Raw genomic sequence first — 26130 nt, 5'->3', positions numbered from 1 at the left:
AGGCAGGCGCATGACGGGCGTCACCGTCCACTTTGCAGCAAGCTTCGTTGCATCACCCGGGCATGCTAGGCAACCCGTCGCGGTTGCCCAATCCTGCTATTCAGCAGGGTAGACAGACGCTGCCGATCACCGTGCGTGATCGCGCAGCCACTTCACAGATGGGTGTCGATCTTCAATGACTTCAGCCACAGGCTCATCAGCCCGGCACGGCCGCGCACGCCAAACTTGCGAAAGATCGCCGAGACGTAGGAATGCGTGGTCGATACCGCCAGGCCCAGCTGGTCGGCGATCTGCTTTTCGGTGACATCGGTGAGCAGCAGGCGCAGCACCCTCTTTTCATGCGGCGCGAGGTTGGCCTTGGCCAGCAAGGCCTCCACCATCGAAGGCGCGCTGCAACGCAAGGCGGTGACGTCGCGGGCAACTCCGATGCGCAGCTGCTGCGCCTGCAACCAGCGCGCCGACCAGCTCACATGGACCGCGTTGCCCTGCTTGTGCAGATAGCGATTCTCGAACCCTACCCGTGCTCCACTGCTCACCACGTTGCGGGCTTCCCGCAGTGTCCGGTCCTGCTCCTCGGGCATCACCAGGTCCAGCAACGACACGCCGACCAGCTCACCGGGCACATAACCGAAGATGTCCTTGCACGCGGCGCTGGCGTAAGCGATGCGGTTGCCCGCACCCACCATGAACACCGCATCGGGGAGCTGGTCATAGATTTCGAACGCGTTGTCATTGCCGGTCGGCGTCATTGCATTCCCCTGTGAGCACCGCCATTCCCCTGCGGCGGACAGTTCATGATCCGCCGCGCATGGGGCGATGGACCGGACCACCTGTCAGCGCAGATCGTACCGGAGCGCGGTGCAAAGAAACGAAAAGCCCGGCACGGGGCCGGGCTGGACGTCGCTTTTTTTTTTGCAGGCCCCGGCAATCATTGCCCGGGCCTGCACAGTGGCTCAGGGATGGATGTCGCCGCCACGCATCTGGCCATTGCGACAGCGCCGGCCCTGGCAGCCCATCATCTGGCCATCGGCCGAATAGGCGTCCATGTCCATTGTCGAAGCACCGCCCTTTCCGTACGAGATACGCAGGCCAACGCTGTTGCTGCTGTCACTGCTGCGGCCCTGGTCGCGGCCGAACAGCAACGAGATCAACCAACCGCGTTGCGTGCGCAGGTCCATACCGGCACCGAGGGTCAGCATGTCGTCGGCGTAGCTGCTCATGCCCAACCGGTAACCACCCGGCACCGGCTGCTGCACGTAGTTGATGCGTGCATCGCCGGTGTTGGACAACGACTGGCGGTACTCGATCTTCCAGAACGGACGCAGTTCCAGCGTATCGCCGCGCCACAGGTAGCTGCCGTCCATGCCGACCGCCAGGCCGCTGTTGTCCACCGTCTGCGCGGCGTAGTCCAGGTCGTACACGCCCAGGCCATGCTCACGGTAGCTGTCCAGCGTGGTGCGGCTGCCATCGAAGCGGCCGTAACCGGCCAGCGAGAAGCGGTCGCGCTGCTGCTGGTAGCCGAAGGTGAGCGCACCAAACGTCTGCCGGCCATCACGCTGGCCCGATGCGGAGCGGGCCATCACCTCGCTCCAGCGCGCCATGTCCAGGTCCAGCCAGCCGTGGGCCAGCACGCCATCGACGAACAGGTGCTCGCCCGAGCGCCACAGGCCGTACAGCGCCAGCGAGTACTGGTCGGCATCCATCCGCGACGGCGAATGATCCTGGCGGCTGCGGTTGCGGCCCATGCTGGCCGCCGCACCCATCAGAGCGTTCTCGCCCAGTGCACGGTCCAGGCCCAGGCTGATGCCATCGGTGTGGAAATCGAACTCGCCGCCGTTCTGCTGGCCGCTGTTGCCGAAGGTCGCGGTGCCGGACATCCAGCCACCCCAGCCGGTCGGCAAGGCGTTCCAAGAGTTCATCGGCAACGTCACCGGCACCGACATGCCCTGGCCCAGCGCATCGCCGGCATAGGCCAGCGTCAGTGCCGCCGAGGACGGATTGTCGCCGGAGCGCACCTGCTGCAGGCGCGCCTGGATGTTGCTCAACTGCACGCGCGCAAAGCGCACGCTCGCATCCACCTGCGCCTGTATGCCGCCACGCACCTCCGCATCCAGCGTCGGGTCCGGGCGCGCATTTACCGTCAGCTCCACTTCAACCGTTGCCGCGGTGTAGCTGCCATGCGCCTGCTGCGTGGCAATCAGGGTGGCAGTGCCGGCGCCGACCAGGGTCACGGTGCGACCGCTGACCGTGGCGACCGCTGCGTTGCTGCTGCTGAAGGTGAAAGCACCCTGGCTGTCGCTGCGCGGATCGACCAGATCGAATGCTGCTTCACCGTAGACCTTGGTCAACGCCTGCACCCATTGCAGGGTCGGCGTGGCCGCAGCGATCGCAACCTCCAGACGCGCCTGGGTTGCGGCCTGGTACATGGCGTTGCCGGACTGGTCTGCGTTCAACACGCAATTGCCCGCCGCCAGCATCGTCACCTGCGCAGCGGACACCGAGCACACGCCCGGCGAGGCACTGCTGAACAGCACCGGGTTGCCCGAGGCGCCGCCATTGGCCGATACCGTGAAACTGCCGCCCTGCGCGAACACCGGCGCCTGCGGATCGGTGGTCATGTCGGTGATCGCCTGCGCGGTCAGTTCCACCTTCAGTGTCAGCGAGGCGGTGCCGGTAAAGCCGTTGGCGTCGGTCACCTCCAGTGCGAAGGTGTAGCTGCCTGCCGCTTCCGGTTCACCGGAGAACGTGCCATCCGCTGCCAAGGACAGGCCCGGCGGCAGCTGGCCGCTGGTCACTGCGAAGCGATACGGCGCGGTACCGCCGCGCGCCGTCAGTGCCTGCGTGTAGTCCTGGTCGCCGCTGGCCGGCGGCAACACGTCCAGATCCAGTTCCACCTGCGCGGCAATCACTTCCAGAGCGAAGGCGTGCGACACATCGAACGGCCCGGCGCCGGTACTGCTGTCGGTGGCGGTGATGGTCACGTTGAAGGTGCCCACCTGGGTCGGCGTACCGGTCAAGGCACCATCGGCAGAAAGCTGCACGCCATTGGGCAGGCTGCCGCTGCTGACCGCATAGCGGTACGGGCCGGTGCCACCACTGGCGACCAATGTCTGCGCGTAGGGCGTGCTGGCCTTTGCAGCCGGCAACGTAGTCGTCGTCATCGCCAGCGCCGGAGCAGACACGGTGATGTCCACACGTGCCGCTGCCGAGGTGCTGTAGGCATCCTTGGCGGCATAGGTGAACTGGTCCGGACCCGCGTAACCGGGATGCGGCTGGTAGGTGACCGTGGTGCCACTCACGGCAGCGATGCCATGCCCCGGCTGCGAGATGATCAACACTTCATCGGCGGTGCCGGTGATCGACAGCCCGATGTGGGTTGCGCCGGCACCATAGGCCACGGTGTCGCTGACATCGTTGGCCTGCAGCAGCGGGATGGTGGTGACCGGATTGGAGGCGGCCGATGCCGAACCGGTGCCAACGCTGTTGGTCGCGGTTACCGTGAACGTATACGTCGTGGCCGGATTCAGACCGGTAAAGGTGATCGGGCTGGACGCGCCGCCCTTGGTCAGGCCGCCCGGGTTTGCTGTCACCGTGTAGCCGGTGATCGCCACGCCACCGCTGCTGGCCGGCGCGGTGAAGTTGATCTCCGCCGTGTCGATGCCCTGTGCAGTTGCGATGCCGATGGTCGGCGTACCTGGCACCACCGCATTGACGGCAAAGTTGCGGGTCACCTGCGGCGCCGCCAGGTAGATGCCGTTACCCGCCTGGTCAGCATTGATGGTGCAGCTGCCGGCAGTCACGAACGTGAGCACCCCAATGGGGGTGATGGTGCAGACGCCCATCGTGCTCGAGGTGAAGGTCGGGATCAGGCCGGAGTCCGATGTAGCCGAAAGCGTCGGTGCGGTTCCGAAGTTCTGCGCGCCCGGCGCACTGAACGTAATGGTCTGCGTTGCCTTCGGCGTGGTGCTGTTGGATGCAACCGAAGCCGGGCCGGTGCCGGCGACATTTTCCGCAGTGACGCTGAAGGTGTACGCCTGGCCGTTGGTCAGCCCGGACACGACGATCGGAGAGCTTGCGCCACTTACCGGCGCGACATCGGCAGGGCTGACAGCGACGGTGTAGCCGGTGATGGCCGAACCACCAATATCCACCGGAGGCACGAAATCGATACGTGCCTGTGTGTCACCGGCGGTAGCCACCGCACCGACGGGCGCACCGGGCACAACCGGATTGACCGTGAACGAGCGCGTCACTTGTGGGGCGGGCAGGAACGATGAATTGCCAGCCTGGTCGGCATTGATGCTGCAGGTACCGGCGGTAAAGAACGTCAGCACGCCAGCGGAGGTGATCGTGCAGACACCCGTGGTCGATGAGGTGAAGGTCACCGTCAGCCCCGACGTCGACGAAACGCCACCGCCGAGGATCGACAGGTTCGGTGATGTGCCGTAGTTCTGCGTGCCCGGGTTGGCAAAGGTAATGGTCTGTGGTGAAGCCGGCACGATCTGGTTGGAAGCACCCGACGCAGCGCTGGTCCCGGCGCTGTTGGTCGCGGTGACGGTGAAGGTGTAGGTGGCACCGTTGGTCAAACCGGTCACGGTGATCGGCGCCCCCGCACCGGTGCCGCTCAGGCTGCCCGGATGGGAGGTCACCGTATAGCTCGTGATGGCCGCGCCACCGGTGCTGGCCGGCGCGGTGAAGGTCACGTCCGCCTGTGTGTCACCGGCCGTCGCCGTCCCGATGGTCGGTACCCCCGGCGCGATCGGATTGACCGTGAAAGTCCGGCTGACCTCGGCCGCTGCGCTCCAGCTGCCGTTGCCGGACTGCCCGACAGTGATGGTGCAGTTGCCGGCGGTGACGAAGGTCAACATGCCGCCACTGGTGATCGTGCAGACGCCCGCGGTCGATGAGGTGAACGTCACCGGCAGCCCCGAGGTCGCCGAAGCACCGTTGCCCAGGATCGACAGGTCTGGCGAGGTGCCGTAGGTCTGCGCACCCGGGTTGGCGAAGGTGATGCTCTGCGCGCCCTTTGGTGTGATTGGAGCGCTCGCCCCCGACATTGTGCTGGTACCGACGGCATTGGTTGCCGTCACCGTGAAGGTATAGGCAGTGCCGTTGGTCAGCCCGGGCACGGTGATAGGCGAGGTGGTGAAGCCGGCGCCGCCGGCTGTGATGTTGCCTGGGTTGGAAGTGACGGTGTAACCGGTGATCGCCGAACCGCCATTGCTGACAGGTGCAGTGAACGCCACACTCACCTGGCCATCGCCTGCGGTCGCCGCACCGATGGTTGGCGCATCCGGTGCGGTGAGAACCGCCACCGAATGCGTGGACCCGCCGCTGAAAGCAGCCACCGTGTTACCGGCATCGTCGGCAACATTCGTCGAACCGTTGAGATCGATCTTGAGGCTGCCGGTACCACTGATTCCCACGACATCGACGTTGATCGCCGAGCCGGACGACGCCGAAATGCTGGCAATCGACCCGGATGCGCTGCCCGTGCGAACGAGCATGAAATCATCGATGGACACATTGACAACCGATTCGCTGAAGTTCGCGGTGAACGCCATCGAAGTATCGCCCGAGCCCGGTGTACCACTCACCAAGATGCTGCTCACCGAAGGTGCGATGTTGTCCACGGTGGCGTTGCTGGTATCCGACGTCGAGACGGCGTTGCCGGCGTTGTCGGTCGCAGTAACGGTGACATTGCGGCCGCTCATGTCGATGGCACCGGCAACGATGGTGTAGGTCGCTGTCCAGGTGCCGGAACTGTTGGTCGCAGCCACGGCGGAACCGCCACCGAACTGGCTGAAGTTCACCAACACATGGGAAATCGCGTCGGAGTTGTTGTCGCCAAGGCCGGTGTTGTTCCAGGTGGCAGTCACCGTGTCGCCGATCCTGTACGCGCCACCGGTTCCGCTGGCGCCACTGATGCTGATGCTGCCATCGGTCACCGTGGGTGCCATGGTGTCCACGGTGGCGTTCGTGGTGTCGACCGTTGTGGTGCTTCCATTACCATTCGTCGCGGTCACGCTGACATTGCGGTTGGTGGTGTCAAGCGAACCGGCGGTCAGGGTATAGGTCGCCGTCCAGGTGTCACTGCTGTTCGTCGCGGTTACGGCAGAACCACCACCGAACTGGCTGAAATCCACGGTTACGCCGCTGACCCCAGCAGTGTTGTCGCCACTGGCAGTGTTGTTCCAACTGGCAGTCACCGTGTCGCCGATCTTGTATGCGCCACCGGTGCCGCTGGCACCCGAGATACTGATCCTGGCATCGGTCACCTGCGGTACTGGCGCAAGCGCTCCTTGGATGGTGAACGAGCGGAATTCGAAGAATGGCTTGGTATTCGAAGCGGAATCGGTGTCGAAGACCAGTTTGAAGGCCTTCAGCTTCACACCGTTGAAAGCTGCCAGCTGCGAGGCACCGAAGGAAAATGTTTCATCCGGGACACCAGTGCCATTTATGGGAGCAGATGTAATCGTGGAGTTGTCCGGCTTGATGCCAACGATACGCACATTGCTGAAGTGCCCGCCAAGGCCTGGCGCCTCGCCCGCCTCCAATCCAGTCAGCTCGAAACTACCAGTACTAACGCCGTCTGCGGCGACATGAAAGTACGTGCCGGTGGTCGTGCCGTTGTAACCAGTTTGAAGATACGCAACGTTCGGCGGGACGTGATAGATGCTGATGTTGCTGATGGGCGAACCACCAACATCCTTGCCAGTGACGATGAAATCGGCCGACGCCAAATTGAAGTTGTTATCCGTCCAGCCGCTTGAGAACGTCTTGACGCCACTGGGGGCCGCCAGCGCATCAGAGTAATCCCGCAGCGCTTTGTCCGAGAAGGCCAGCGCTGCCTGGATATCGCCGCGCTGCACCTCCAGCAGCCAGTCCCCACCCTGGCCAGCAGCACCGGTCAGATTGGACGACGCCGCCACATCCATCCCACTCCGGTCGCGGATGATGTCCAGCAGCTGCTCGCCTTCGTCATTTGCCGCCAGATCACAGCCGTAGAACAGCAGGTCAGCTCCTTCACGCACAGCCGCACGCAGCGCCTGCATCGCCCCCAGTTCCGCATGCACGGATTCCGCGGTGACGCGACTGCTACCCAGTTGCAATGCGCCCGGGCTTGCGTGCGACACCACATGGACCGCGGCAAGATCCCTATAGCCCTGCAATGCCTGCACCAACTGCGGAAGGCCTGGACGACCGGCATCGATCTCCACCACCCCGACACCGGCATTGAGCCCGGCATAGAGGGTGGCCCGGTCCCGCACCGAACTGTCGATCACCACCAGCTCGGTGATGTCCGCATGGCGCCGGATATCCAGCGCATTGGCAGAGGCGCTCGCTTCGGCGCGATGCTTGCGGCTGGCTACCTTACCCAGCGGCAAGGAGGTCATCGAATCACCGGCCTGTCCCACTCGCATATAGCTGCGCGGCTGATAGCCGCCGCGCATCAGGTAGCCACCTGCGGAGGACGCGGCAGCGTGTGAGGAGAACGGGAGCAGCAGCGTGGAAAGTGCGCCGAACAGTGCGTGCTTCATGGGGTTGCCTTGGTAATGAGCGGAGCCTGGCTCTCGGAACGACGGGCCGCGATGATGCCCGCGGAGGTACCCGTCTGGTCCTGCCAGAAATCCATGTCCTGATATTTGGTGAACAGATCCGGCGGCAGGATGCTGCGCCGGCTCTTGAACTCGACCTTGCGTCGCACGTCGTGCAGCCCCTTGACACCCAGCTGCTGGTCGAACGCCTCCTCGGCGTACTCGACGTTGTCGAAGTCGTGCGCGAACGCCGCTTCACCCAGAAACTGGTAGACCAGTTGCAGGGTGCGCTCCGGATGGCGACTCAGCAGCTCGTAATCCACCAGCAACAGGCGCTCGGAGAAGTCGCCGTAATAGGCTTCCTTCAACGCGGTCCATGCACCGCCGACCGCGCCATCGGCGCTGATCAGCTGCTCGCAGCGGCTGTATACGGTCTGACGCGTGGCCGGGTTGAACATGCGACTGTAGTCGAACGGATTCCTGCGGTGGATGGCTTCGAAGCTGTCCATCACCCAGGCCGGGTTGCGCACGCAGCAGATGACCTTGAAGTCCGGCACCAGACCGGCCAACTGGTGCATGCGCGCGGTCCAGTGGCGATTGGTGTCAAACACGACCGGTGCGGCCACATCGGCGTAGTACGCATCGAGCATGGCCCGGCAGATCGCCTTGCGCTTGCCCTCATCGAAGAACGCCGCCGATTCGGCGCCGGCGCCCATCTGCTCCAGTGCGCCATTGATCAGGCCCGCGACTGGGCTGCTCATCGCGGCATGGAAGCGTGGGTTCTGCCGCAGGATGCCGGCCAGCAACGTAGAGCCCGAGCGCGGCAGACCGGCGATGAAATGGTAGGTACGGCCGGCAGGTGCACTCATGCGCCGGACACGGTCACGCCGCCCCCGCTGGCCGCCAACCACTGATATGCGGGCACCGCCACTGCTGGCCGCGCCGCCCCTGTCTCGCACCTACCGCCCCTTGCCATGCATTCCCCAGTCGTTCTTGCAGCGCCCAGCGCCATCCTTAATCCGTTAACCGGAAAAAGTGGCGCCATCCCATCAGGCTTTGTCGATGAACATCACGACGCCGGGTATTTCCCCACCGGATCGGCGTTCAACCCCGTCAAATCAGGCGCGCACGGTGACAGGGCTGCTGCGCCGTGTCTGTAGGTGGCGGCCCGACAATAGAAAAGCCCGGCACGGGGCCGGGCTTCGTCACAGCGTCGGGGGAGAGAGAACCGGGCTGCGGGAGTGATTCTCCACATGTCCGGTTGTGTACGGGGAATAAAGTTCTATCCTGAAACGCACGCAACCCATTGATTGCTCGTTCGTGTGATCAGACAGGAATTTTTAAAGTTTTATCCTGGCCACCAGCCACAATGGCAAGCTCCGGAAATAAAGTCCTGTCCCGACCACGCCATTCGTGATCCTGCGATTTGCCCTTCCTGTTCAAACTGCCATGGCTTCACGCACAGCATCAGGGCGGATGGGGGCAACCTTCAGCAGCGTCTTGGCTGCGCCGGATGATTCGAGCCGTTCTTGCTCCCAGTCCTGATAGGTTCGTACCGATCCTCCCAGAAGACTGGCACACGCAATCCAGCACATATCGATCACTTCGCAGTCCTGCCACCCGCTGCAAAAAAGCAAAATCGCATACACAAGGCAGCCTTTAGCCCCATGACTACAAGGCCACCCTTGGACACGCGCTGCCATTTGTCGATGAATCATCGTGATCACTGTGAGGTTTCGCGATGGACCGCCGTCTCCTTGCTTACCGGGGGCGCCTGACTATCTGCGGGCGCCATCTGCGAAGCCCTCGCGGTCGGCTTTACCGCACCAGAAACATTTCCGACGCCCTTACTCCGAACGCGCCCCGGCTCCTCACGCGATGAGGCGGGCGCTTGGTTTGTAGAAGCGGCTCCACTATCAGCTTTCGGACTACTGAATCTAGGCAGCTGATAGCTCACTACGTAGCCGATGGCGAACGTGGCCACCAGCGTCACCGACACCAAATACCACAGACGGCGGTATCTTCTGACCTGCTCAATCAAATGGCCTCTGTTGTTGGCGAACGTCTTGGCCGTATGTTGATCGACCTCGTCCTCGATCAGCACGTTTCGGTAACTGTCCCGGAGAAGCTGCGTTGTGGATCTAGTCGCACTGTCGAACCTAGTCACGACATCTTTGCACGCACTATGTATCCAGATGCTGCAAAGTACTGCGATGATAATGACGATCCAAACGTACTCTCCCGAGAAAACCACCCTCGCACCGGTGTCCTTTAAGCCGTTGACCACCACCACGGTCAGCACGAACGTAAACACCACCAGCATGCCGTTGCGCACAGAGTCCAATAGGCTTTCTACGAGCGCATGGGTTTTGGCCGTGGATTCCAGCAGAAGCTCGGCCATTCGATTTCTCACTTCGAGATACGCCGATACGTTGTCCTTCAGATAGATCTGGTAGTTGGACAAGATGGCATTCAGAACATGGGGCTGGTGGGCTAGGTCGCACAAAGACGCCACATGGAGGGAAAGTACATTGCGCGCCAGGCCCACCTTGTCTGTGCTGCCACCGGCATCGTATGCCCAACTGGCGATCTTGTTCAGCACCTCATGCGCACCGGAGAGTTCGGCCACGGGAATCCGCTTCTCTTCCAGAACCTTGTAACCGGCCATGCGGTAGGTCAAGGTGTTGTCGGATTCAAGCTCTGCGTTGTTACATAGGTACACAGCACTAAGAACCGCGCTAGCGCGTGCAAAGAATCCATCGACCGCGGGCTGTCCCAACGGTGTGTCGAGCTGAAAGTCTTGAGGAATAAGCTTCCCAGGAAGAGACGCGCTAAATGAATTTTCCTTGAACAGCGCAATGATGCGCTCACGCGCCGCGCTCGGCAGCGTAGCCGTCGCTGGCTCTTCGTGGTCCTCCGGCACGAACTTCAGGGTGGCGCTACCTCCCTGCTTACGTAAGCCAATGCAAACTAGGCGGAGGTGCCCGTCAAGCCGAGCCGCAAGCGCCTCGAGCACTTGCGTGAGGGGCTCCTGGGCGAGGTACCGACCAAAAGCCTCCATGTCATAGACAGAGATGGCATTGTGCTGCACCTGCTTGCCTATGATGACGCGAAAGCCTACCTCGGCACGGGTATTACTTCCGAGATCAAACAGACCTCCAATCCTGACGCGGCTGTCCTCTTCATCGTCGCAAGCACTGGCGGCCTCACCGTCGACTGTGATCGTGATTTCAAATCGATCACGAGTGGGCAAAGAGGGACCGATCCCAAGGAGTGCAAGCGCGACCACATGCGCCTGGGCCTGAGTCAATTCATCTTCAACGAAAAGCTCGAACTCGTCGAGGCGCTCCACCCGCGTCGCATTGGCGAGGTCTACAGCAGCGAATATGGCACCAAAGTCGACGCCCATGTCACGTCCAAGGTTTGAACTTGAATCGATCAGCTGCTTCAGTGGCGCGAATGACAACGACATCCCGGCCGTCCCGCGTCTTTGAAGACCAGATCTTGTCATCTAGGTTAGCCACATCCTCGTTGTAACTCAGCGATATCTCTTCGCTAACAGCAACATTCATGCGTCTGAAAGGCACCGCCTCCGGGACGAGCGTGAACTGCACGTCGAACTTGCTGGTGGTCGGCAACTGCCTAATCTTCTCCACGACCTTAGGGAGGGATTGCGCCAACAACTGCTCTACGGGTTGGTAATTAGCGAAAATGCCATCGACAAAGACTGTAAAGTCGAGCGCGCCGGCTTGCTTGAATGCGGTGATTGCTGCATTTCTTAGATGGGTATAGTCGGTTGGGGCTGTCTTCTTGATCGCATTGAGACATTTGATAACACCCCGAATGGCAGTCTCGGTATTGTGGCGATCGCTCCTAAGTTCCTTGAGCTCCCAGAAATCACGCCACCAATAGACCGATGGGCGCGTGTTCGTATCGAATACGAGCGTCTCCTCCGGCGCGCCGTTGACATCGAACGTCACACGGCATGCCTTGAACAGTTTTTGTGTCTGTCCAAGGCCAATTCGTTTACGGAGGTCCTGCTCATCGATAAAGGCGTGGTGATCGACTTTCACGCCAAGATAGTGGTACCGGGAGTTCTCCTGGTACATGTATTGCAGGAAGCTCCCCTTGCGAATATGTGTGCCGGTTGGATTCAAATGTCCGTACTTGGCATCGGTCTGCAGCTCGATGCGGAGCAAACGCTCAGCAAGTGCTTCGGTCCCCGTCGTGGCCAGGCCCTGCGCCTGATAGAACCCGCCTAGCGAGGTAGCGAACTCAGTCGTGCCACTGGACAGCTGATAAGCGCGGTGCTGGGGCTTGGCGCTAATCTCATAAAGCAGCTCATCCAAATACGTACCGAGGTCAGAATTGCCAGTTGGAATGGTGGCAGCAGTACACGTGCTGCTGTTCAGGTCCAAATGGTGCAGCGTGGTGCTCAGAACCCTACGGTTAGACGACGGCGCAACGATCGCGTTCATTGAGTTCCCTTTCCTCAGAATCACAAGTACCGCACGCACGCATGATCCTTCCCATGCGTCTCAGGGGCTGAGAGGCCCGAGGTGAGTCGACCGGCATGTGGCATTCCCCAGCTTAACAGTATACGCGAGCCCCCCCCCCTGTCGGCCTGTATGCCGCACCGCAGCAGGCGCGCGCGCATAGATTTCTCCGTTCCGTACGCCCCGATGATCTCAGGATTAAAAATCTACCCAAGCATTACGGCATCTGATCCGTCATTCATCGGCGTCCTTGCAAGACGCATGGTAATCCTCCCATTTTTAGCGTTCTCCAAAAAAGGGCCTAAGCGGCGATTGCCCCCCCGATACCAGATTCGACAGGCAATGGTGTTCCCGTCCGGTCTTGAAGCCGAAAATTCTCGAGGCGAAGGGATGCCACCAAGCGACATGTTGGGGCAATCTTTTGGACGCGTGGAGAGATGGTGAGAGCGCAACTGACTCTCCGGCACCAACGCCGACGTCAGAGGCGCCTACAGCTGACCATCGACGATCCGGGTAGGAGGCCATCCGGCGCGGCCGGCCGAACAAGCGCTTCATAGAGCGATTGAATAGTGACTAGAGCCCTGTGTGGCAGAAACCACACATACAAAAGAGCCATACAGGGAATAATTACGCTAATCTTTTGATCCTTGAAAGGAACCCCCTGATGGCTCCCAACGCGACTTCCCAGATGCGTCGCTTAGCCAGATCCAAGCTCGATCAAACCGGCAATTGGCTGCGTCAGATACTACCCAGGCTTCGTCCTGTACCACGCGGCGGTTGGATCGCTGCCACCCGCGACGCCTTAGGGATGTCGCGAACCGAGCTCGCACGACGACTGGGGGTGCAACCTAGCTCGGTGCTCAAGTTGGAGAACAGCGAGCGCGCCGGCACGGTGCAGATTGACACATTGCGCCGCGCAGCCGCGGCCATGGATTGTGAAGTGGTTTTACTGGTGGTGCCGAGTCAGCCGCTGCAGACCAGCGTCGATCAACAGCGCCTGAAGCTCTTCAACGTCACATTCAATCGGACTGCGATCCACATGAAGTTGGAAGATCAGGCAGTCTCCGAAAAGCTTCGCCGCCATCTCCTGAAACAGGCTGAAACCGAGATCCCGGATACCGCATTGTGGCGGATACGGGAGGAGGATCTTGGCTGATCTTCAGCGATTCAAATTCACACTCGACGATAGACAAACCCTGGCAATGAACTGCGTCCTGACACGGTTTTCGCAGGTCATCTGGCACGAACTGCGCCAGGTTCTTTTCCAGATTGTCTGATTGCGACTGAAAGCTCCCGCTTTAGGGGCAGCGCCAGCAATTGCCGAAGACGATCTAGATCATGGTGAAGGGTTGCTGCTTGAGAAGCTGGATGTTCTGATTGAGTTACACAGCAGGAAAAATGGGCGACGACGCCCCAATTTCAGGGATATGCCGGAGCGTGCACAACCGAATTAAGGCCTTCCGCGAGGCTCGAGGACTGTCGCTGGACAAGCTCGCCTCGCTCACCAACACAACAAACCAGCAAATCAGCAATCTTGAGGCAGGTAGGCGCCGGCTAACCGCCGATTGGCTTCAAAGCCTGGGACAGGCCTTGGGCTGCCACCCTTGGGCGCTCGTTGCAGACGATGTGCCCCGGCCACTTGAATCACGCGAAATTCGGCTGCTCGACCGGTTTCGAGGGCTTACTGCGGCGCAACAAAAAGCGGTGCTCCAACTACTTATCGCAATATCCTCCGAATCGGTCGAAACCACCCGCGACGAATCCTTTCAGCTTGAGTAGGGAAATTTGCAAAGTATTGGAATGGCTTGACATTTTCCAACATTTTGGTAGAGGATTGAATCCTCATCTAGCTGGCAGGGCTACGCCCAAGCACGGCAATGGCTGATCGACGCTTAGGTCCGCTTCAGATCGGCGGGGAACCTCTCATCCCCGCCGCGCGGTATGTGCGCATGTCGACTGACCATCAGCGCTACTCAACGGAGAACCAGCGCGAGGCCATCGAGAAGTATGCCGCTCAGCATGGTTTTGACATCGTTCGCACCTATGCGGACGAAGGCAAAAGCGGCTTGAGTTTGGATGGCCGTGACGCCCTCAAACAGCTGATTCAGGACGTTCAGACCTCCAACTTGGAATTCAAGGCCATTCTGGTCTACGACATCAGTCGCTGGGGACGATTCCAGGACGCTGATGAGAGCGCCTACTACGAGTACGTTTGCCGACGGGCCGGACTTCAGGTCGTGTACTGCGCGGAGCCCTTTGAGAATGACGGCAGCCCCATGTCCGTCATCATGAAGAGCGTCAAACGCGCAATGGCAGGCGAATACAGTCGCGAACTCTCCAACAAAGTCTTCAAAGGGCAATGCCGGCTTATCGAACTCGGCTTTCGACAAGGAGGATCACCCGGCTTCGGCCTACGCCGCATGCTGCTGGACGAAAGCCGGGTCCCGAAGGCGCAACTTCAGCCTGGTGAACGAAAGAGCCTACAGACCGATCGAGTGATTCTGGCACCGGGCCCGGCCGACGAGGTGGCCGTGGTCCAAGAAATCTACGAGCAATTTGTTCATCGCCGCACCACGGAACGAGAGATCGCCGACAACCTCAATGCAATGGGCATACGTACCGATCTGGGGCGTCGATGGACGCGTGGAACGGTCCACCAACTTCTGACCAATGAAAAATACGTCGGCAACAACGTATACAACCGGACCTCGTTCAAGCTAAAGCAGCGACACGTAAAAAACAGTCCCAACGCCTGGGTCCGGAGCAACGGCGCTTTTGAAGGAATTGTCCCTACCGATTTATTTGGCGCGGCCCAACAACTGATCGAGGCCAGATCACGTCGTTTCGACGAAGCCACCATGCTTGATCTCCTCAAGCGCCTGTACGACCGCACAGGAGCCCTGTCCGGCCTACTGATAGATGAACAGGAGGGGATGCCCTCTAGCAGCGTCTACCGTTCGCACTTCGGCGGCCTCGTACGCGCCTACTCCCTGATTGGCTTCCGACCGGACCGTGACTTTCGCTACCTCGAAGTCAATCAGAGGCTGAGATCGATCCTACCGAGCATCCTGACGGAGATCATCGAGGGCCTGATGGCTGCAGGCGGTCAGAGCAACATCGCAACTTCGGGCCTTGTCACCGTCAATGATGAGTTCACTGTCTCCATCGTGCTGGCCAGATGCCGACAACTCCCAAGTGGATCCTTCCGCTGGCATCTTCGTTTTGATACCAGTCTAAGGCCGGATGTCACCGTGGTCGCCCGCATGGCAGCCACGAACACAACTATCTTCGACTACTACATATTCCCTCGTCTCGACATGCCACTGCACGGCCACCGACTCTCCGAAGACAACAACGAAGTAAGCCTCGATTCGTACCGTTTCGAATCTCTCGCGCCGCTGTATGAGCTTGCGGAACGATTCCATATGAGCATCGCCGCCTAGAGGAGGCACGTATGCGCCCGATCCAGATGATCCCCGTTGATGACATCCGCGTGATCAACCCCAGAAACAGGAGTGCGCGCGCACACAAGAACATCATCGACAACATCAGCGCCATCGGACTGAAACGCCCGATCACGGTGAGCTTGCGGAAGGGCGGAGACAGTGCGCCGCACTACGACCTTGTCTGCGGCCAAGGCCGCTTGGAGGCTTTCCAGCGACTTGGACACACTGACATCCCCGCTTTCGTCGTTGAGGAAGGCGAAGAACGGTGCCTTGTCATGAGTCTGGTCGAGAACATCGCCCGACGCCAGCATTCCCCCATCGAGCTGATGCAGGAAATATGCACGCTCGACAAGCGCGGCTACGACGAGAACCAGATCGCACAGAAACTCGGCGTCACCCAATCCTGGGTTGGCATGGTGCTTCGCCTATTCGAACACGGCGAAGAACGCCTCATATCAGCGGTCGAAACGGGACTTATCCCTGTAAGTTTGGCAGTCGTCATATCCAGAAGCGACGATGCAGGGATCCAGGCTGCCCTCGCAGATGCGTATACCCAAGGAAAACTGAAGGGGAAGAAGCTCGCGATCATCAGGCGAATTCTTGAGCAAAGAGCCGCTCGAGGGAAATCCCAAAGGAAGCCTTTTGACGGGAAGAAGGCTAGCAAAAAGTTGTCCGCGGATGACCTCCGCCGCGTCTACGAAAAAGAGGTAAAGAAGCAACAACTTCTAGCCAAGAAGGCTGAATTCACTCAGGGCCGACTACTGTTTGTGGTTGAGGCATTCCGAGAATTACTCACCGTACCGAAATTTGTCGAGCTCCTCCACGCAGAAGGGATTGACTCCCTTCCAAAGGCGATTGATGACCGAATGAAAAGGAGGGTGACTCAATGAACAACGGCCATCAAGATGCCCCCCTAGGATTCCGGCTAGATACCAAGCTAATCCCGATATGCAGCATCGTCCCCCTCAAGCCCCTGCGGAAGGCAACCAGGCAGAGTCAGAAATTCCAGCAGATTACGGCATCCATTCGCACCATCGGCTTGGTCGAACTTCCCGTCGTCGCCCCCAACCCATTGGACGACGGAACCTACCTACTACTGGACGGATTAATGCGCGTTGAAATTCTCCGGGATTTAGGTGCCGAAGACGTCGAGTGCCTGATCTCAACGGATGACGAATCCTACACCTACAACAAGCGCATCAGCAGGCTATCAGCCGTTCAAGAGCACATGATGATTGTGCGCGCCGTCGAGCACGGTGTCTCTGAGGATCGCATCGCCGAGGCACTTAACCTTGAGGCCACATCGATTCGTCGGCGCTTCCGATTGCTTGATGGAATATGTCCCGAAGTTGCCACGCTTCTATCAGACAAGACCTGTCCGATGGTCGTGTTCGAGATTCTCAAACGTATGAAGCCGCTTAGGCAGATTGAAGCAGCCGAGTTGATGTCAGGACATCGCACTTTTACAACCCAGTTCGCACGCGCATTGCTCCATGCCACTCCTGATGATCAACTCGTCAAACCTATGGTGACTGGTCGAAAGCCGGACATCACGCGCGAGCAAATTTCCAAGCTAGAGCGTGAGCTTTCCTTGGTACAGAGTCGAACCATGTTCGCCGAGGAGACCTATGGCATCGACAACCTGCACCTGACGATCGCACGAGGCTTCCTGAACAAAATTCTTAGCCGACCAAATATTGTCCGTTGGCTCAACATCCAACAACCCGAATACCTCGCGGAGTTCCAGCGAATCGGAGATATCGACCGCATCGATTTCGATCCTGCCACGGTTACTGGAAAAACACACGAAAGCGCACCAGCACCTGATCGCCGGTAGGAGAAGTAAAAATTACCTATGCAGCAACCAAAACAGGTACAGGGCAGGCTTAGAAGCGTGCAACGCGAAGCCGGCGAGAAATTTACAGGATTCAAGAACGCCTATGTCGACAAAGGAAGCTCCACGACAGGAGAAGCTGAGGAAATGATCAGTGAGGATCCTGCACGCGACAACGCCACGTAGAACAGCTTTGCGCGAGCCTCTATTTTCATTTTCTCGATTGAAGTGAACTGCATCTGGAATCGCCACGCGACCAAACTCAAGCCCCTTGAGAAGCAGCGGCGTTGATACGGTCCGCTTTGGAAGATGCCCGCCCATGTGACCCAGATGCTACCCCGTTGACCGGCGGCGTACTGCGGTAATCCTCGCACCCAACGCCTGCTATCGACCAATTCAATCTGCGACGCCCCGAGTCCAATCCCCCTTGGTCTGAACCCGACGCTTCACAGTCCCAACCTATCAATCAGCCGAAGCGCCCATCCCTCTGCCTGCTTTTCAAATCCTTCTCTCGGCACCATGGCTTTCGGAATCCGTTCGCTTCGACACAGGGGCTCCATCTCGGCTTCGACGTCAGTAGACCAATGCCCACCAACATCGGCCCAGCCGTTCAATGTTTTCTGTATCGCCCTCTCGATCCAATCCTCTTTCTCCCCTCTCTTGAAGTGCAAAACCATCAGCGAAAGCGCCACGATCCCGGTGCGATCGATATCTATCAAAACTATGGGAGGCTCTTTGAGTCTGTTGATCCTCACCACCATCGCCGCCCGTGGCGCGGAACCCACGCTCGCAGCAGCCCTGCCCTGTTTAAGTAGCACCAGCCCTGCAGCAAACTGCACATCTGGCAATCTGTCGCGCATGTGACGGATGGTTTCATCAAATGCCACCAGATCCCCAATTCTGTGCAAGGGGGCCCGGCAAAGGATCCCGAAGTCTATGGGGCGGAGCCCTTTACCACCTGCCCTTTCACTGGTCGTCACTTGTATCTTTTTCTTATGTCGGGGCTTCTTCTTGGGTTCCTTGCCAGTCGGCTCGCGTGGTGCATGTTCCACCTCGATCTCTTTTTTGATTACCTTGATCTGGCTCTCAAAAGCGCTCTGGCGTCGGCCCATGTTAGCGACTAACGGGTTGCGGTAACCACTACTTCCCTGATCTGTGCCGGCCACATCAATGTCGTCACCCGGCTCTCCGGTATCCGGCTTATCACCTCCCTTCGGATTGCCCGGCTTGGCACCGGACACTCGTGCTCGAATCGCCTTCTTCAAGTCCGGATGCGTGTATTCAAGTATTTTCACCGGCACCGCGCGCCCACTCAAATTATTCAATTCAAGTACTAACATTTGGTTTCCGTGCCGGATGCCCCGGAACTGCCACGACGAACCCCGGATAGGGGGTGGCTCAAAAAAAATACAATCTTGGCCAGCCGAGAGACACCTGACGCTCTCCCATGAACGCCGAGCTTCCACATCCAGCACCAGCCACGCGAACTCCATGGCCAACTCCCGACTCAGCACACTCTTGGCAATTTCCTTCGTAAAACAGAGCGTCGCCAGCTCCCGAGGCCCAGATGCCATCGGTATGTACAACTGCTCCAATCCCGCTGGGCGCATCAAAGCCAATGCCAACGCACGGTTGTGAATGAACAGGGCTCGGATCAGCTCCGCCGCCGGGATATGAACGACACCGTGTCGTGTGCGGTATCGAAACAATCGTTGGTGTCCAGCGCGGCTTGCCGGAAGCCGATATAGCGAACTAGGCATGTCCGCCGAGGTGATCACCTCTGGTTGCCCTACATCAGGAATGACAACCTCCATGAGGTCACCCGGCAGACCTTCCGTTTGCAGTAAACCGTAGTCGAACCAAGTTCCCAAACTTAGGATCGGCAACATCCCAATGGGCTCACACATTGGAATCAGTTCCCCGGTGCGCTTGTTCCGGTAGACCACTCGCACTTGCCACTCGTTACGCTCGTTGCACACGAATCCAGCCAACCAGAAAACCTCAACCGGATCCTCGGTCAGGTTCGCGACCGACTTGAACACCATCCGCGTCATACAACGCTCCTGTACACGCCACCAAGAAATTCTGCCAACACGGACGCGACCACATCTTCATGTCGGGAGGTAAGGCCAGCCCTGCGCAAAATCCGCCAAACCTGCAGCGGCTCACCGAACTTGTCCATCTGTTGAATAACCCAGCCGGCTCGCCGCCGCTGGAACTGCTCGACCGACTCGACAACGCCACTCAGACATGCCATTGCCGCTGGAAGCTTGCTGGCGCGCTTACTTAGCCATCCACGACTCCATATCTGTCGCTCTAAGCGCGCCACAGTGATACGCACTGGCGGCTCGAACGTTCGCAGACGCTGAGCAGCGCTTTGGATGTTATGACGGGTTTCCCGATCCACCGAAGGCCAATCCAGAAGTGGAGTGCTCGCCTTCCGCGCCTTACGATTTTTCATCCTCGGTGAAATCACCCGCTCGAATGCGATGGTGCTGCTTCCAGGTTGCTTTCGATCCAATCCACCCTTCCGGACAACCGGAACACCAAGATCGGTTGCAAGTTTCACTACCGTCTTGGGATCAAGTTGCAGGCGATGCCCGATCCCACGCAGTGACACGCCATCAGATATCATCTTTCTCAGGGCTGGCAACAGCATCGGTCCATATGAATGAAACCTTGGAAACCCTACGTCACCTCTATCTGGAAAGTAGCTGCGCGTGTACATGTATCCGCACCTACAGGTGAAGACGCCGACCTGATGACTATGGTTACGATGCATCTCAAAGGTAGAAATCAGCTCCCGTCCTCGATGCCGAGCCAACGGATTTAGACATGGCCAAGGCCCGGCCCCGAATGGCTTGGCGGTCGGTGACTGGTGATCAATGAAGTCTTGCAAGAGAATGTGCTGAAGAGGATGGAACGCTTTGCGATGCTTCCGCACCATGGCCGGCAACCAATCGCCACGGAAGACCAGACCTGCCATCAGCTCTGGCCAGCGAGCAAGAATGTCACGATGATGCTCTCGAAACTTTTCCTGCAGCCGCTGCTGGTCGAAACGTTTTACTGAGTACGCCAGTCCAGCAAGATGGACCCCTTGTCGGTAGTGCCGGGTCCATTCTGATCGTGATCGCGATTGTCCAGGATTTTCCAGCAAGGTTCGGCTAGCCCGCGCCAGCCGCTGGAGATCGGACAACACCAGAGAAGCACTGCTTAACATGAGAGCTGGAGCATTCCATGGGCAGCTTTTATCGTCAGCCGCGACGGGGATATGCCGACTCAGTGATGTCATTGAAACAGCACTAGCTTGTAAGGGACAGCCATGTTCTGGACAGACCAGTGCGCTTGGCAGTTGATGGTCCCTGCGCCAGTAGTATTCCCCGCACTGCTCCCACATCTGCTTCAGGCATAACGAGCAGAACCGGAGCCGAGTGACTCGTCCGGCGGGGAAAGCCGCTATACCCAGCCGGATCAGTAGACCGTCCGTTTTCCCTTGGAGCATCGTCTGCCGCGCCCGCCGCCTGACAGAAGCTGGCTGGAAGGCGGTGTAGTACGGCAGCAGCGTCAGTTCGTCGATGAACCGTTCGGCTGTCCACCCGAATCCGACCGGCAGCCGATCGGCCAGCACCTGCAGATAGCCGGGAAGATCGACGCTCATCGTCACTAGCCGACGCCCAAACAGCGCCTCCATGGACTGAATTGGCGATGGTGCCCCCATATGCCGGTGGTAGCGCGCCAGCACACTGTAGAACAGCTCACCCTGATAGATCTGGGGGAAATAGGCCAGCATAGTCAGGCCGCAAAATCCGTAATCGGTGGGCGCACTACGCCTGCTATCAACAAGGTCTCGTAGGCCGACGTGTTGTTTTGCTTACCTTTCGCCACAAGACGACGCAAATCGTCTTCAGGAAGTTCATTCGGCGGCGGCGCCGTGGGTTTGGCTGAGCTCCTCTTGGGTGGGCTGGCCGTCAGCGTTGAAACGATCTTCTGCAGCAGCAACAGTGGATCGCCAGAAGGATTCTTCGCGACAGCTTCATCGACCAGCGCCATGGCTACATCTTGGGCCACGCCCATGCTCCGCAGAGACGCAAGCAGCGCTGAATCAACCGTCTTGTTCTCGCGCGTTCCAGCTTCTGCCGCAACCGGAAACATGGTCCCATCAGCCGGTCCCGGTGCGCCCGCGATAGTCCGGCTCAATACCACTCCGATATGGTCGTTCAGCGAGCGCAGGTCATCGAACTTGCCGAGTTTGACCGCATCGTTCTGACGAAGCGCCTCAATCATCGGCGCCACAAGGACGAACTCCTCCTTGGCAACCCTTCGAATCAGCTCAGGAGTCAGGATTTCCGGCTTGCCTTTTCTGACTTCACTGATCCCGACCAACCGAAGCTGCGCCAGCATGAACAATTTGACCGCGAGATCGGCCACGCCTTGGCACTCGTCGTACAGAGCCGCGTTCAACTCGTCGGACAGCTCGGTCCGCGGCGTGGTCCACTGGTACTTCCAGAACTGCTCGATGAATCTATTCCAGACGGCATCCGGCGCCATCCGTTCCCAGACCAGGAATCCGAGCCCCGTCGATCGACGGGCCTGACTGAAGGTGCCCCGCAGGATCTCCAACGCTCCCAAAGTTCCAATCGGAATGACCGGCAGGCCTATGGTGTTGACCAGCTTCACAAGGAACTTCATCAACGCATCCGCCCCCACCTTCACGCCGCGCAGGTGCTGGATTTCATCGATCACCAGCACACCCAACGCATGCAGCTGGGAGACATAGGCCATCTGCAGGAGCATCTGCTCCACGGTGACGCCGGTGGCATAGCGTTTTACGTAGTCGGTGCCGATCAACTGATCGATCGCCTGGAAGAAGTCGATGCAAAGCTGCTTCAGCGATCCCAGAGCGGGAGCTTCCAGTCGCAACCAGACGATCTGGACAAGGACCTGAGGCTGTTCGTGCCAGATGACCTGCGGGTACTGTTCCAGTACGCAGTTCATCGCCAAGGTTTTACCCACACCCGGGCAACCAAGTAGCGCGAAGCTGTTTGCGGTGTTCTGTACCGGCATTGAAACCACAGCCTCAAGCGACTTCCGCTCGATTCGTTCGAAACCGTTCTGCAGGTGGCTCAGGTAATCGTGCGTCAGCGGGTTTCGGCCCACATAACCTTGCAAGAGCAGCAGGGAGAACCGGTCGGCCAGATCCACTTGGCGAGCTTGCGGCAGGAAGCACTTAGCTAAACGTACGATGCAGTGCTTACGCACATGCGCGGGGTAAGCCACCTCCTTCTCGTCGAAATGCGGCACGCGTAGCATCTTCGCGTACAGCGACCGCTGCGACTGAAGGGGAGGCAGCCTCGCGATGAAGGGGTTGCCGGCATACTCCGGCAATTCTGGAGTTTCAGGCACGGTGGCCATCGTCATCCCCTAAAATTTCGTCGATCGACGGCGCGCTGTAGTCGATGTCATCCGCAGGCATGGTTCTTCCGCTGATTGACACCACCTCCGCACTCGGCCTCATCACCCCGGACGCATGCTCGCCCAGCCTGAAGATCTCCGTGCCGCGACTAGCCTTCTTTTCTTCGGCGCGGTTGCGACTGATATTGGCGGTTCGACTGGCCGCACTAGCCTGGCTTGGCGGTCCGCGTCGTTCCTGAGCCTCCTTGATGACTCGCTCGTTCGCTGCATCGGTGTTTGCCGACGCAAATAGGGCGTCCGTGCGTTCGTCCGCACGACGATGCTTGTCACGCTGATCGACCTGATCGATCTCCCATGAGGACAGATGCCTGTCCGCGCGGCTTCGGTCGGTCAACGTGCATACCTCGAACCCGATCCTGGCCCCGGACACATGCAGGTAAATCTGGTCCATGTCCCGCGGATCGTAGGACACGTCCACCTGCCAGCGACCGTCTTGGCGGGCCTTGTCGAACCAACGCTCCTCTATCGCACGCTGGCAGGTGTAGAAGCGGCTGCGGAAAGCTACTCCGGTTTCGGTGATGGATGCCCGATCCTTCGGCATCAGACTGAACTTCACAAGATCCTCCGGAAACGCTCTCAGGGCGCCGGAACGGTGGCGAATCCCCCATTCCCACAGGTGACCGGGGATGGCGGGTACGCTGTCCGCCCGGACGTCTCGATCGTAGTCGTAGGTCACGATCTCGTGCGAGTTGTTGTAGTGGAGGACGCAGTTGATGATGATCTTCGTAAAATCATCTAGGTTCAGCACCGCGTCGAGGCGGTAGTCGGTACCGCCACGTTGCCGATAGTCGACATCGATGTAGCCCGGTGTGTACGCCTTGAACTTCGCAGGCAGCAGACGGAAGCGGCTCTCCACGATACCTTTCCAGTCTGCACGATAGGAACTCGCATTCTCGACGGAAACATTGAAACTATTGATCAGGGTATCGATCTTCTCGCTTTCGATCTCACCGCGGTCTCCCAGCAATGCGCCCGGCAGATGGTGCGCCGGCCAATCCTCCGGCTGGATGGCGATGCCGTACTGCGCGCAGTACGCCACCTTGTCCATCGCGGTATTCGCCAGTGCCATCATCGCTGCCACCCAAGAAGGCCCTTCCAGGCCGATGTAGATCCCAACGATCAAGCGACTGAATACATCGATCACGACGTACACAACCGGGCGGCCAATGATCAGGTTCGGATCCAACCGCGAGACAAGGTAGACATCCCCGATCGTGGCATCGATCTGATAACGACTACCGGGCCCGATCACCTCAGCATTTGACGTGCCCAGCAAGCCACGCATGTCTTTGTCGTAGAGCTTCTCGCCCATCCGCTTGCGCTTGATCTCGAGCCGGAGGTGATCCTTGCTGGACCAATACTGAAATTGCTCGAAGGTCGGGATGCCACCCTGCGCCTCGATCTCCTCGTGCCGGTAATGTATGATCTGACCCGTCTCCGGGTCGATGTCCTTCACCGAATAGAAATCCGAGACCATCTTCCGGTAGGCACCGATCAGCGTGTATTTCCCTTTAACTTGGCTGACGTAGTAGCGGGAATAGGCCACGGAAAAAACTTTCCGCATATCGGGGGTTACGTTGACACCCATCTGATTTCCGAACTTCCGCGGCCGACCGCGCTTGCTCTCACCTGCTTTCCGTGTCTTGCCCCGGCCGCCAGATTTTTCGTAGTCCGGAAGCAATGCGTTGGCCGTCATTCCCCGTTGCCAGAAGCGCCGGAGATATAGATAGGCCAGCGCCTTGGTGACTCGCTGAAGATCCGGATCGCTACCGCTCCTGGCCCTCTCGACTGCATCTGACACCAAGGCACCCCGCCGATCCGCGGCGAAGATATATGGCACCTCGGCCACGAGGGGCCGTATCAACCTCCAAGCACGATCGCGCCGGTCCTTATGCATCTGTTTCAGCTGGTCTTCCATGACGGCGACCATGAAAGGATCCGGTATCAGCCTCGTCTGACGCGCACGGATTCCAGCCTCCAGCGCCGCGGCTGGAACCAGCTCAGGAAAGGCCTTGTCTGCGTCCAAGGGGTAGAGCGCTACCGACGCACGATCGGGCGTCATCCACACGACCCTAACCCGCTTATTCGAGTCGGGATCAAGTACGAGTACATCACCTATCTTCAGAATCATGTGCCCACCAGCTGCAGCCGAGGCTGCTCTCGCTCAGGAAGGCGCAGTACGTCGAACCGGTCACGGTGTGAAAACTCCCTGTCCAAGTCGATGACAATTTGCTTGTTGGCAGCCAGATGGCGCAGCACTTTCAAGGATTCGCCCGGGCCAAACTGGCGCCGGCCCTCCAAGTGCATGAAAAAATCATCAATGGAGCCACTGCGAACGCGTTGAAACTCGCCAAGAAACTGGTCACACCGGTCCTGCCAATAGCAAGGATGCGGGGCCAACTCATGCTCGAACGACCGCATTTCATGCAGCCATGCAAGATTCATGATCCGGAGCTTTGGAAGGTCCCGGTCAGTCACCAGATGCCATGAAATCTTGTCACGGCTCCAATAGCGGCGCTCCAACTCCAACTTGTCGATCGTCCTTTGGCCCGTCTTCAGGTCTTCGAGGTCCTGGGCGGGTTTTATCGCGTACGCAACCGTCTTCGACCGGCCATCGGTTCGGACATCTACCAAAAAGTCCGTCGTCATGACTACGTCGACCCTCGTACGAGGATCACGTGGATGCTCGATGCCCATCTTCCCGGCCAGCATGCGCGTGACCTCCCGGTCCAACGGAAACTGTTCTCGGATATCGAGCACCAAGTCCGACCACTCGAGAATGCGAAGGAATCCCGCCTCAAGATTGGACAAGCAGTGATGCTCCCGCCTTGTTTTGAACCCGAAGATTCGCGAGGCAAGCCCCAGCGATGGAACGTCGTGGATAGTCAGCCAGGGCTTGTAGTCCTGACCTTGACCTCTGCCACGTCCTTCTTTCAGGAATCGGGAGATTTTGGCTTCGTCGAAATCGTATCTGCGCTTTGCCATGCGTCACCTCGTGACGTGACGGACGGCTCGTTGGGCTGTGCCCATGGCTGCCTCCACTTGGGGAACACGGGTTGTCCCGGGAGGCTTGACACGTTTTTCGGAGTCGAGCAGACTCCTGACCAAGCGCCACGCTTGATTCACATGCTTTGCCCAAGAAAACCGCCCTAGCCGGCGGTTTTCTTATGCCCGAGTTTTTGCTGCCGTATCGGTGCTAGCTCATGGCACATCGTCCTCTTCGTCAGCGGAAGGCCGTGATGTGATGCCAGCCGCACTCAGCGCATCAATATCTGCCACGGTGCCGATAACGCCCGTCTTCAATCCGAGCCGCACAGCTATCTCGTGGCACTGACCACGAACAC

At 59.2% G+C, this 26130-nt stretch carries 15 protein-coding genes; 5 read left to right on the top strand and 10 right to left on the bottom strand.

Features of this window, described 5'->3' with window-relative positions; genetic code table 11:
• Positions 1 to 152: 152 nt before the first annotated feature.
• From LR961_RS03475 to LR961_RS03455, 5 genes are all read right to left on the bottom strand, one after another.
• Positions 153 to 749 carry a PAS domain S-box protein gene (locus LR961_RS03475; protein WP_232147042.1) on the bottom strand — a complete coding sequence of 199 codons (597 nt, stop codon included), beginning with the start codon at positions 747 to 749 and terminating at the stop codon, positions 153 to 155.
• Between the two features lie 204 nt (positions 750 to 953).
• The gene (locus tag LR961_RS03470) at positions 954 to 7541 is read right to left on the bottom strand and encodes a DUF4347 domain-containing protein (protein ID WP_232147041.1); all 6588 of its coding nucleotides are present in this window, start codon (positions 7539 to 7541) and stop codon (positions 954 to 956) included.
• Positions 7538 to 8407 carry a sulfotransferase gene (locus LR961_RS03465; protein ID WP_232147040.1) on the bottom strand — a complete coding sequence of 290 codons (870 nt, stop codon included), beginning with the start codon at positions 8405 to 8407 and terminating at the stop codon, positions 7538 to 7540. Before LR961_RS03465 ends, LR961_RS03470 begins: the two co-directional genes overlap by 4 nt.
• Before the next feature lie 854 nt (positions 8408 to 9261).
• Positions 9262 to 11010, bottom strand: coding sequence for a hypothetical protein (locus LR961_RS03460; RefSeq protein WP_232147038.1), 1749 nt, complete (start codon positions 11008 to 11010; stop codon positions 9262 to 9264).
• Positions 10949 to 12016, bottom strand: coding sequence for a hypothetical protein (locus tag LR961_RS03455; RefSeq protein WP_232147036.1), 1068 nt, complete (start codon positions 12014 to 12016; stop codon positions 10949 to 10951). Before LR961_RS03455 ends, LR961_RS03460 begins: the two co-directional genes overlap by 62 nt.
• A 682-nt stretch (positions 12017 to 12698) precedes the next feature.
• Between LR961_RS03455 and LR961_RS03450 the strand changes: the two genes are divergently transcribed.
• The 5 genes from LR961_RS03450 (at position 12699) to LR961_RS03430 (ending at position 17317) form a co-directional block, all read left to right on the top strand.
• A complete protein-coding gene (locus tag LR961_RS03450; protein WP_232147034.1) occupies positions 12699 to 13190 on the top strand; it encodes a helix-turn-helix domain-containing protein in 492 nt (163 codons plus the stop codon).
• A 242-nt stretch (positions 13191 to 13432) separates the two neighbouring features.
• Entirely contained in the window at positions 13433 to 13813 is a 381-nt protein-coding gene (locus tag LR961_RS03445) for a helix-turn-helix domain-containing protein (RefSeq protein ID WP_232147033.1), read from the top strand.
• A 98-nt stretch (positions 13814 to 13911) separates the two neighbouring features.
• Positions 13912 to 15477 carry a recombinase family protein gene (locus LR961_RS03440; RefSeq protein ID WP_269670539.1) on the top strand — a complete coding sequence of 522 codons (1566 nt, stop codon included), beginning with the start codon at positions 13912 to 13914 and terminating at the stop codon, positions 15475 to 15477.
• Positions 15478 to 15488: 11 nt separating this feature from the next.
• Entirely contained in the window at positions 15489 to 16370 is an 882-nt protein-coding gene (locus LR961_RS03435) for a plasmid partitioning protein RepB C-terminal domain-containing protein (RefSeq protein WP_232147031.1), read from the top strand.
• Positions 16367 to 17317 carry a plasmid partitioning protein RepB C-terminal domain-containing protein gene (locus LR961_RS03430; protein ID WP_232147028.1) on the top strand — a complete coding sequence of 317 codons (951 nt, stop codon included), beginning with the start codon at positions 16367 to 16369 and terminating at the stop codon, positions 17315 to 17317. The genes LR961_RS03435 and LR961_RS03430 overlap by 4 nt, the downstream gene beginning before the upstream one ends.
• A 443-nt stretch (positions 17318 to 17760) precedes the next feature.
• Here LR961_RS03430 and LR961_RS03425 read toward each other — a convergent pair whose 3' ends face one another.
• Genes LR961_RS03425 through LR961_RS03405 form a run of 5 tightly spaced genes read right to left on the bottom strand, consistent with a single transcriptional unit; the run spans position 17761 to position 25771 of the window.
• Entirely contained in the window at positions 17761 to 19368 is a 1608-nt protein-coding gene (locus LR961_RS03425; RefSeq protein WP_232147027.1) for a hypothetical protein, read from the bottom strand.
• Positions 19365 to 21104 carry a TnsD family Tn7-like transposition protein gene (locus LR961_RS03420; RefSeq protein ID WP_232147026.1) on the bottom strand — a complete coding sequence of 580 codons (1740 nt, stop codon included), beginning with the start codon at positions 21102 to 21104 and terminating at the stop codon, positions 19365 to 19367. Before LR961_RS03420 ends, LR961_RS03425 begins: the two co-directional genes overlap by 4 nt.
• A 2-nt stretch (positions 21105 to 21106) precedes the next feature.
• Positions 21107 to 22732, bottom strand: a complete 1626-nt coding sequence (locus LR961_RS03415) for an ATP-binding protein (protein WP_232147024.1) — start codon at positions 22730 to 22732, stop codon at positions 21107 to 21109.
• Positions 22710 to 24917, bottom strand: coding sequence for a Mu transposase C-terminal domain-containing protein (locus LR961_RS03410; protein WP_232147023.1), 2208 nt, complete (start codon positions 24915 to 24917; stop codon positions 22710 to 22712). Before LR961_RS03410 ends, LR961_RS03415 begins: the two co-directional genes overlap by 23 nt.
• Positions 24914 to 25771: a TnsA endonuclease N-terminal domain-containing protein gene (locus tag LR961_RS03405; protein ID WP_232147022.1), complete on the bottom strand. Its 858-nt coding sequence runs from the start codon at positions 25769 to 25771 to the stop codon at positions 24914 to 24916. Before LR961_RS03405 ends, LR961_RS03410 begins: the two co-directional genes overlap by 4 nt.
• Positions 25772 to 26130: the final 359 nt, after the last annotated feature.

The organism is Stenotrophomonas sp. SY1 (assembly GCF_021202945.1).
Classification (GTDB): Bacteria; Pseudomonadota; Gammaproteobacteria; order Xanthomonadales; family Xanthomonadaceae; genus Stenotrophomonas.
The sequence above is the reverse complement of the archived record's forward strand: the minus strand, read 5'-3'. Positions and strand labels throughout refer to the sequence as shown.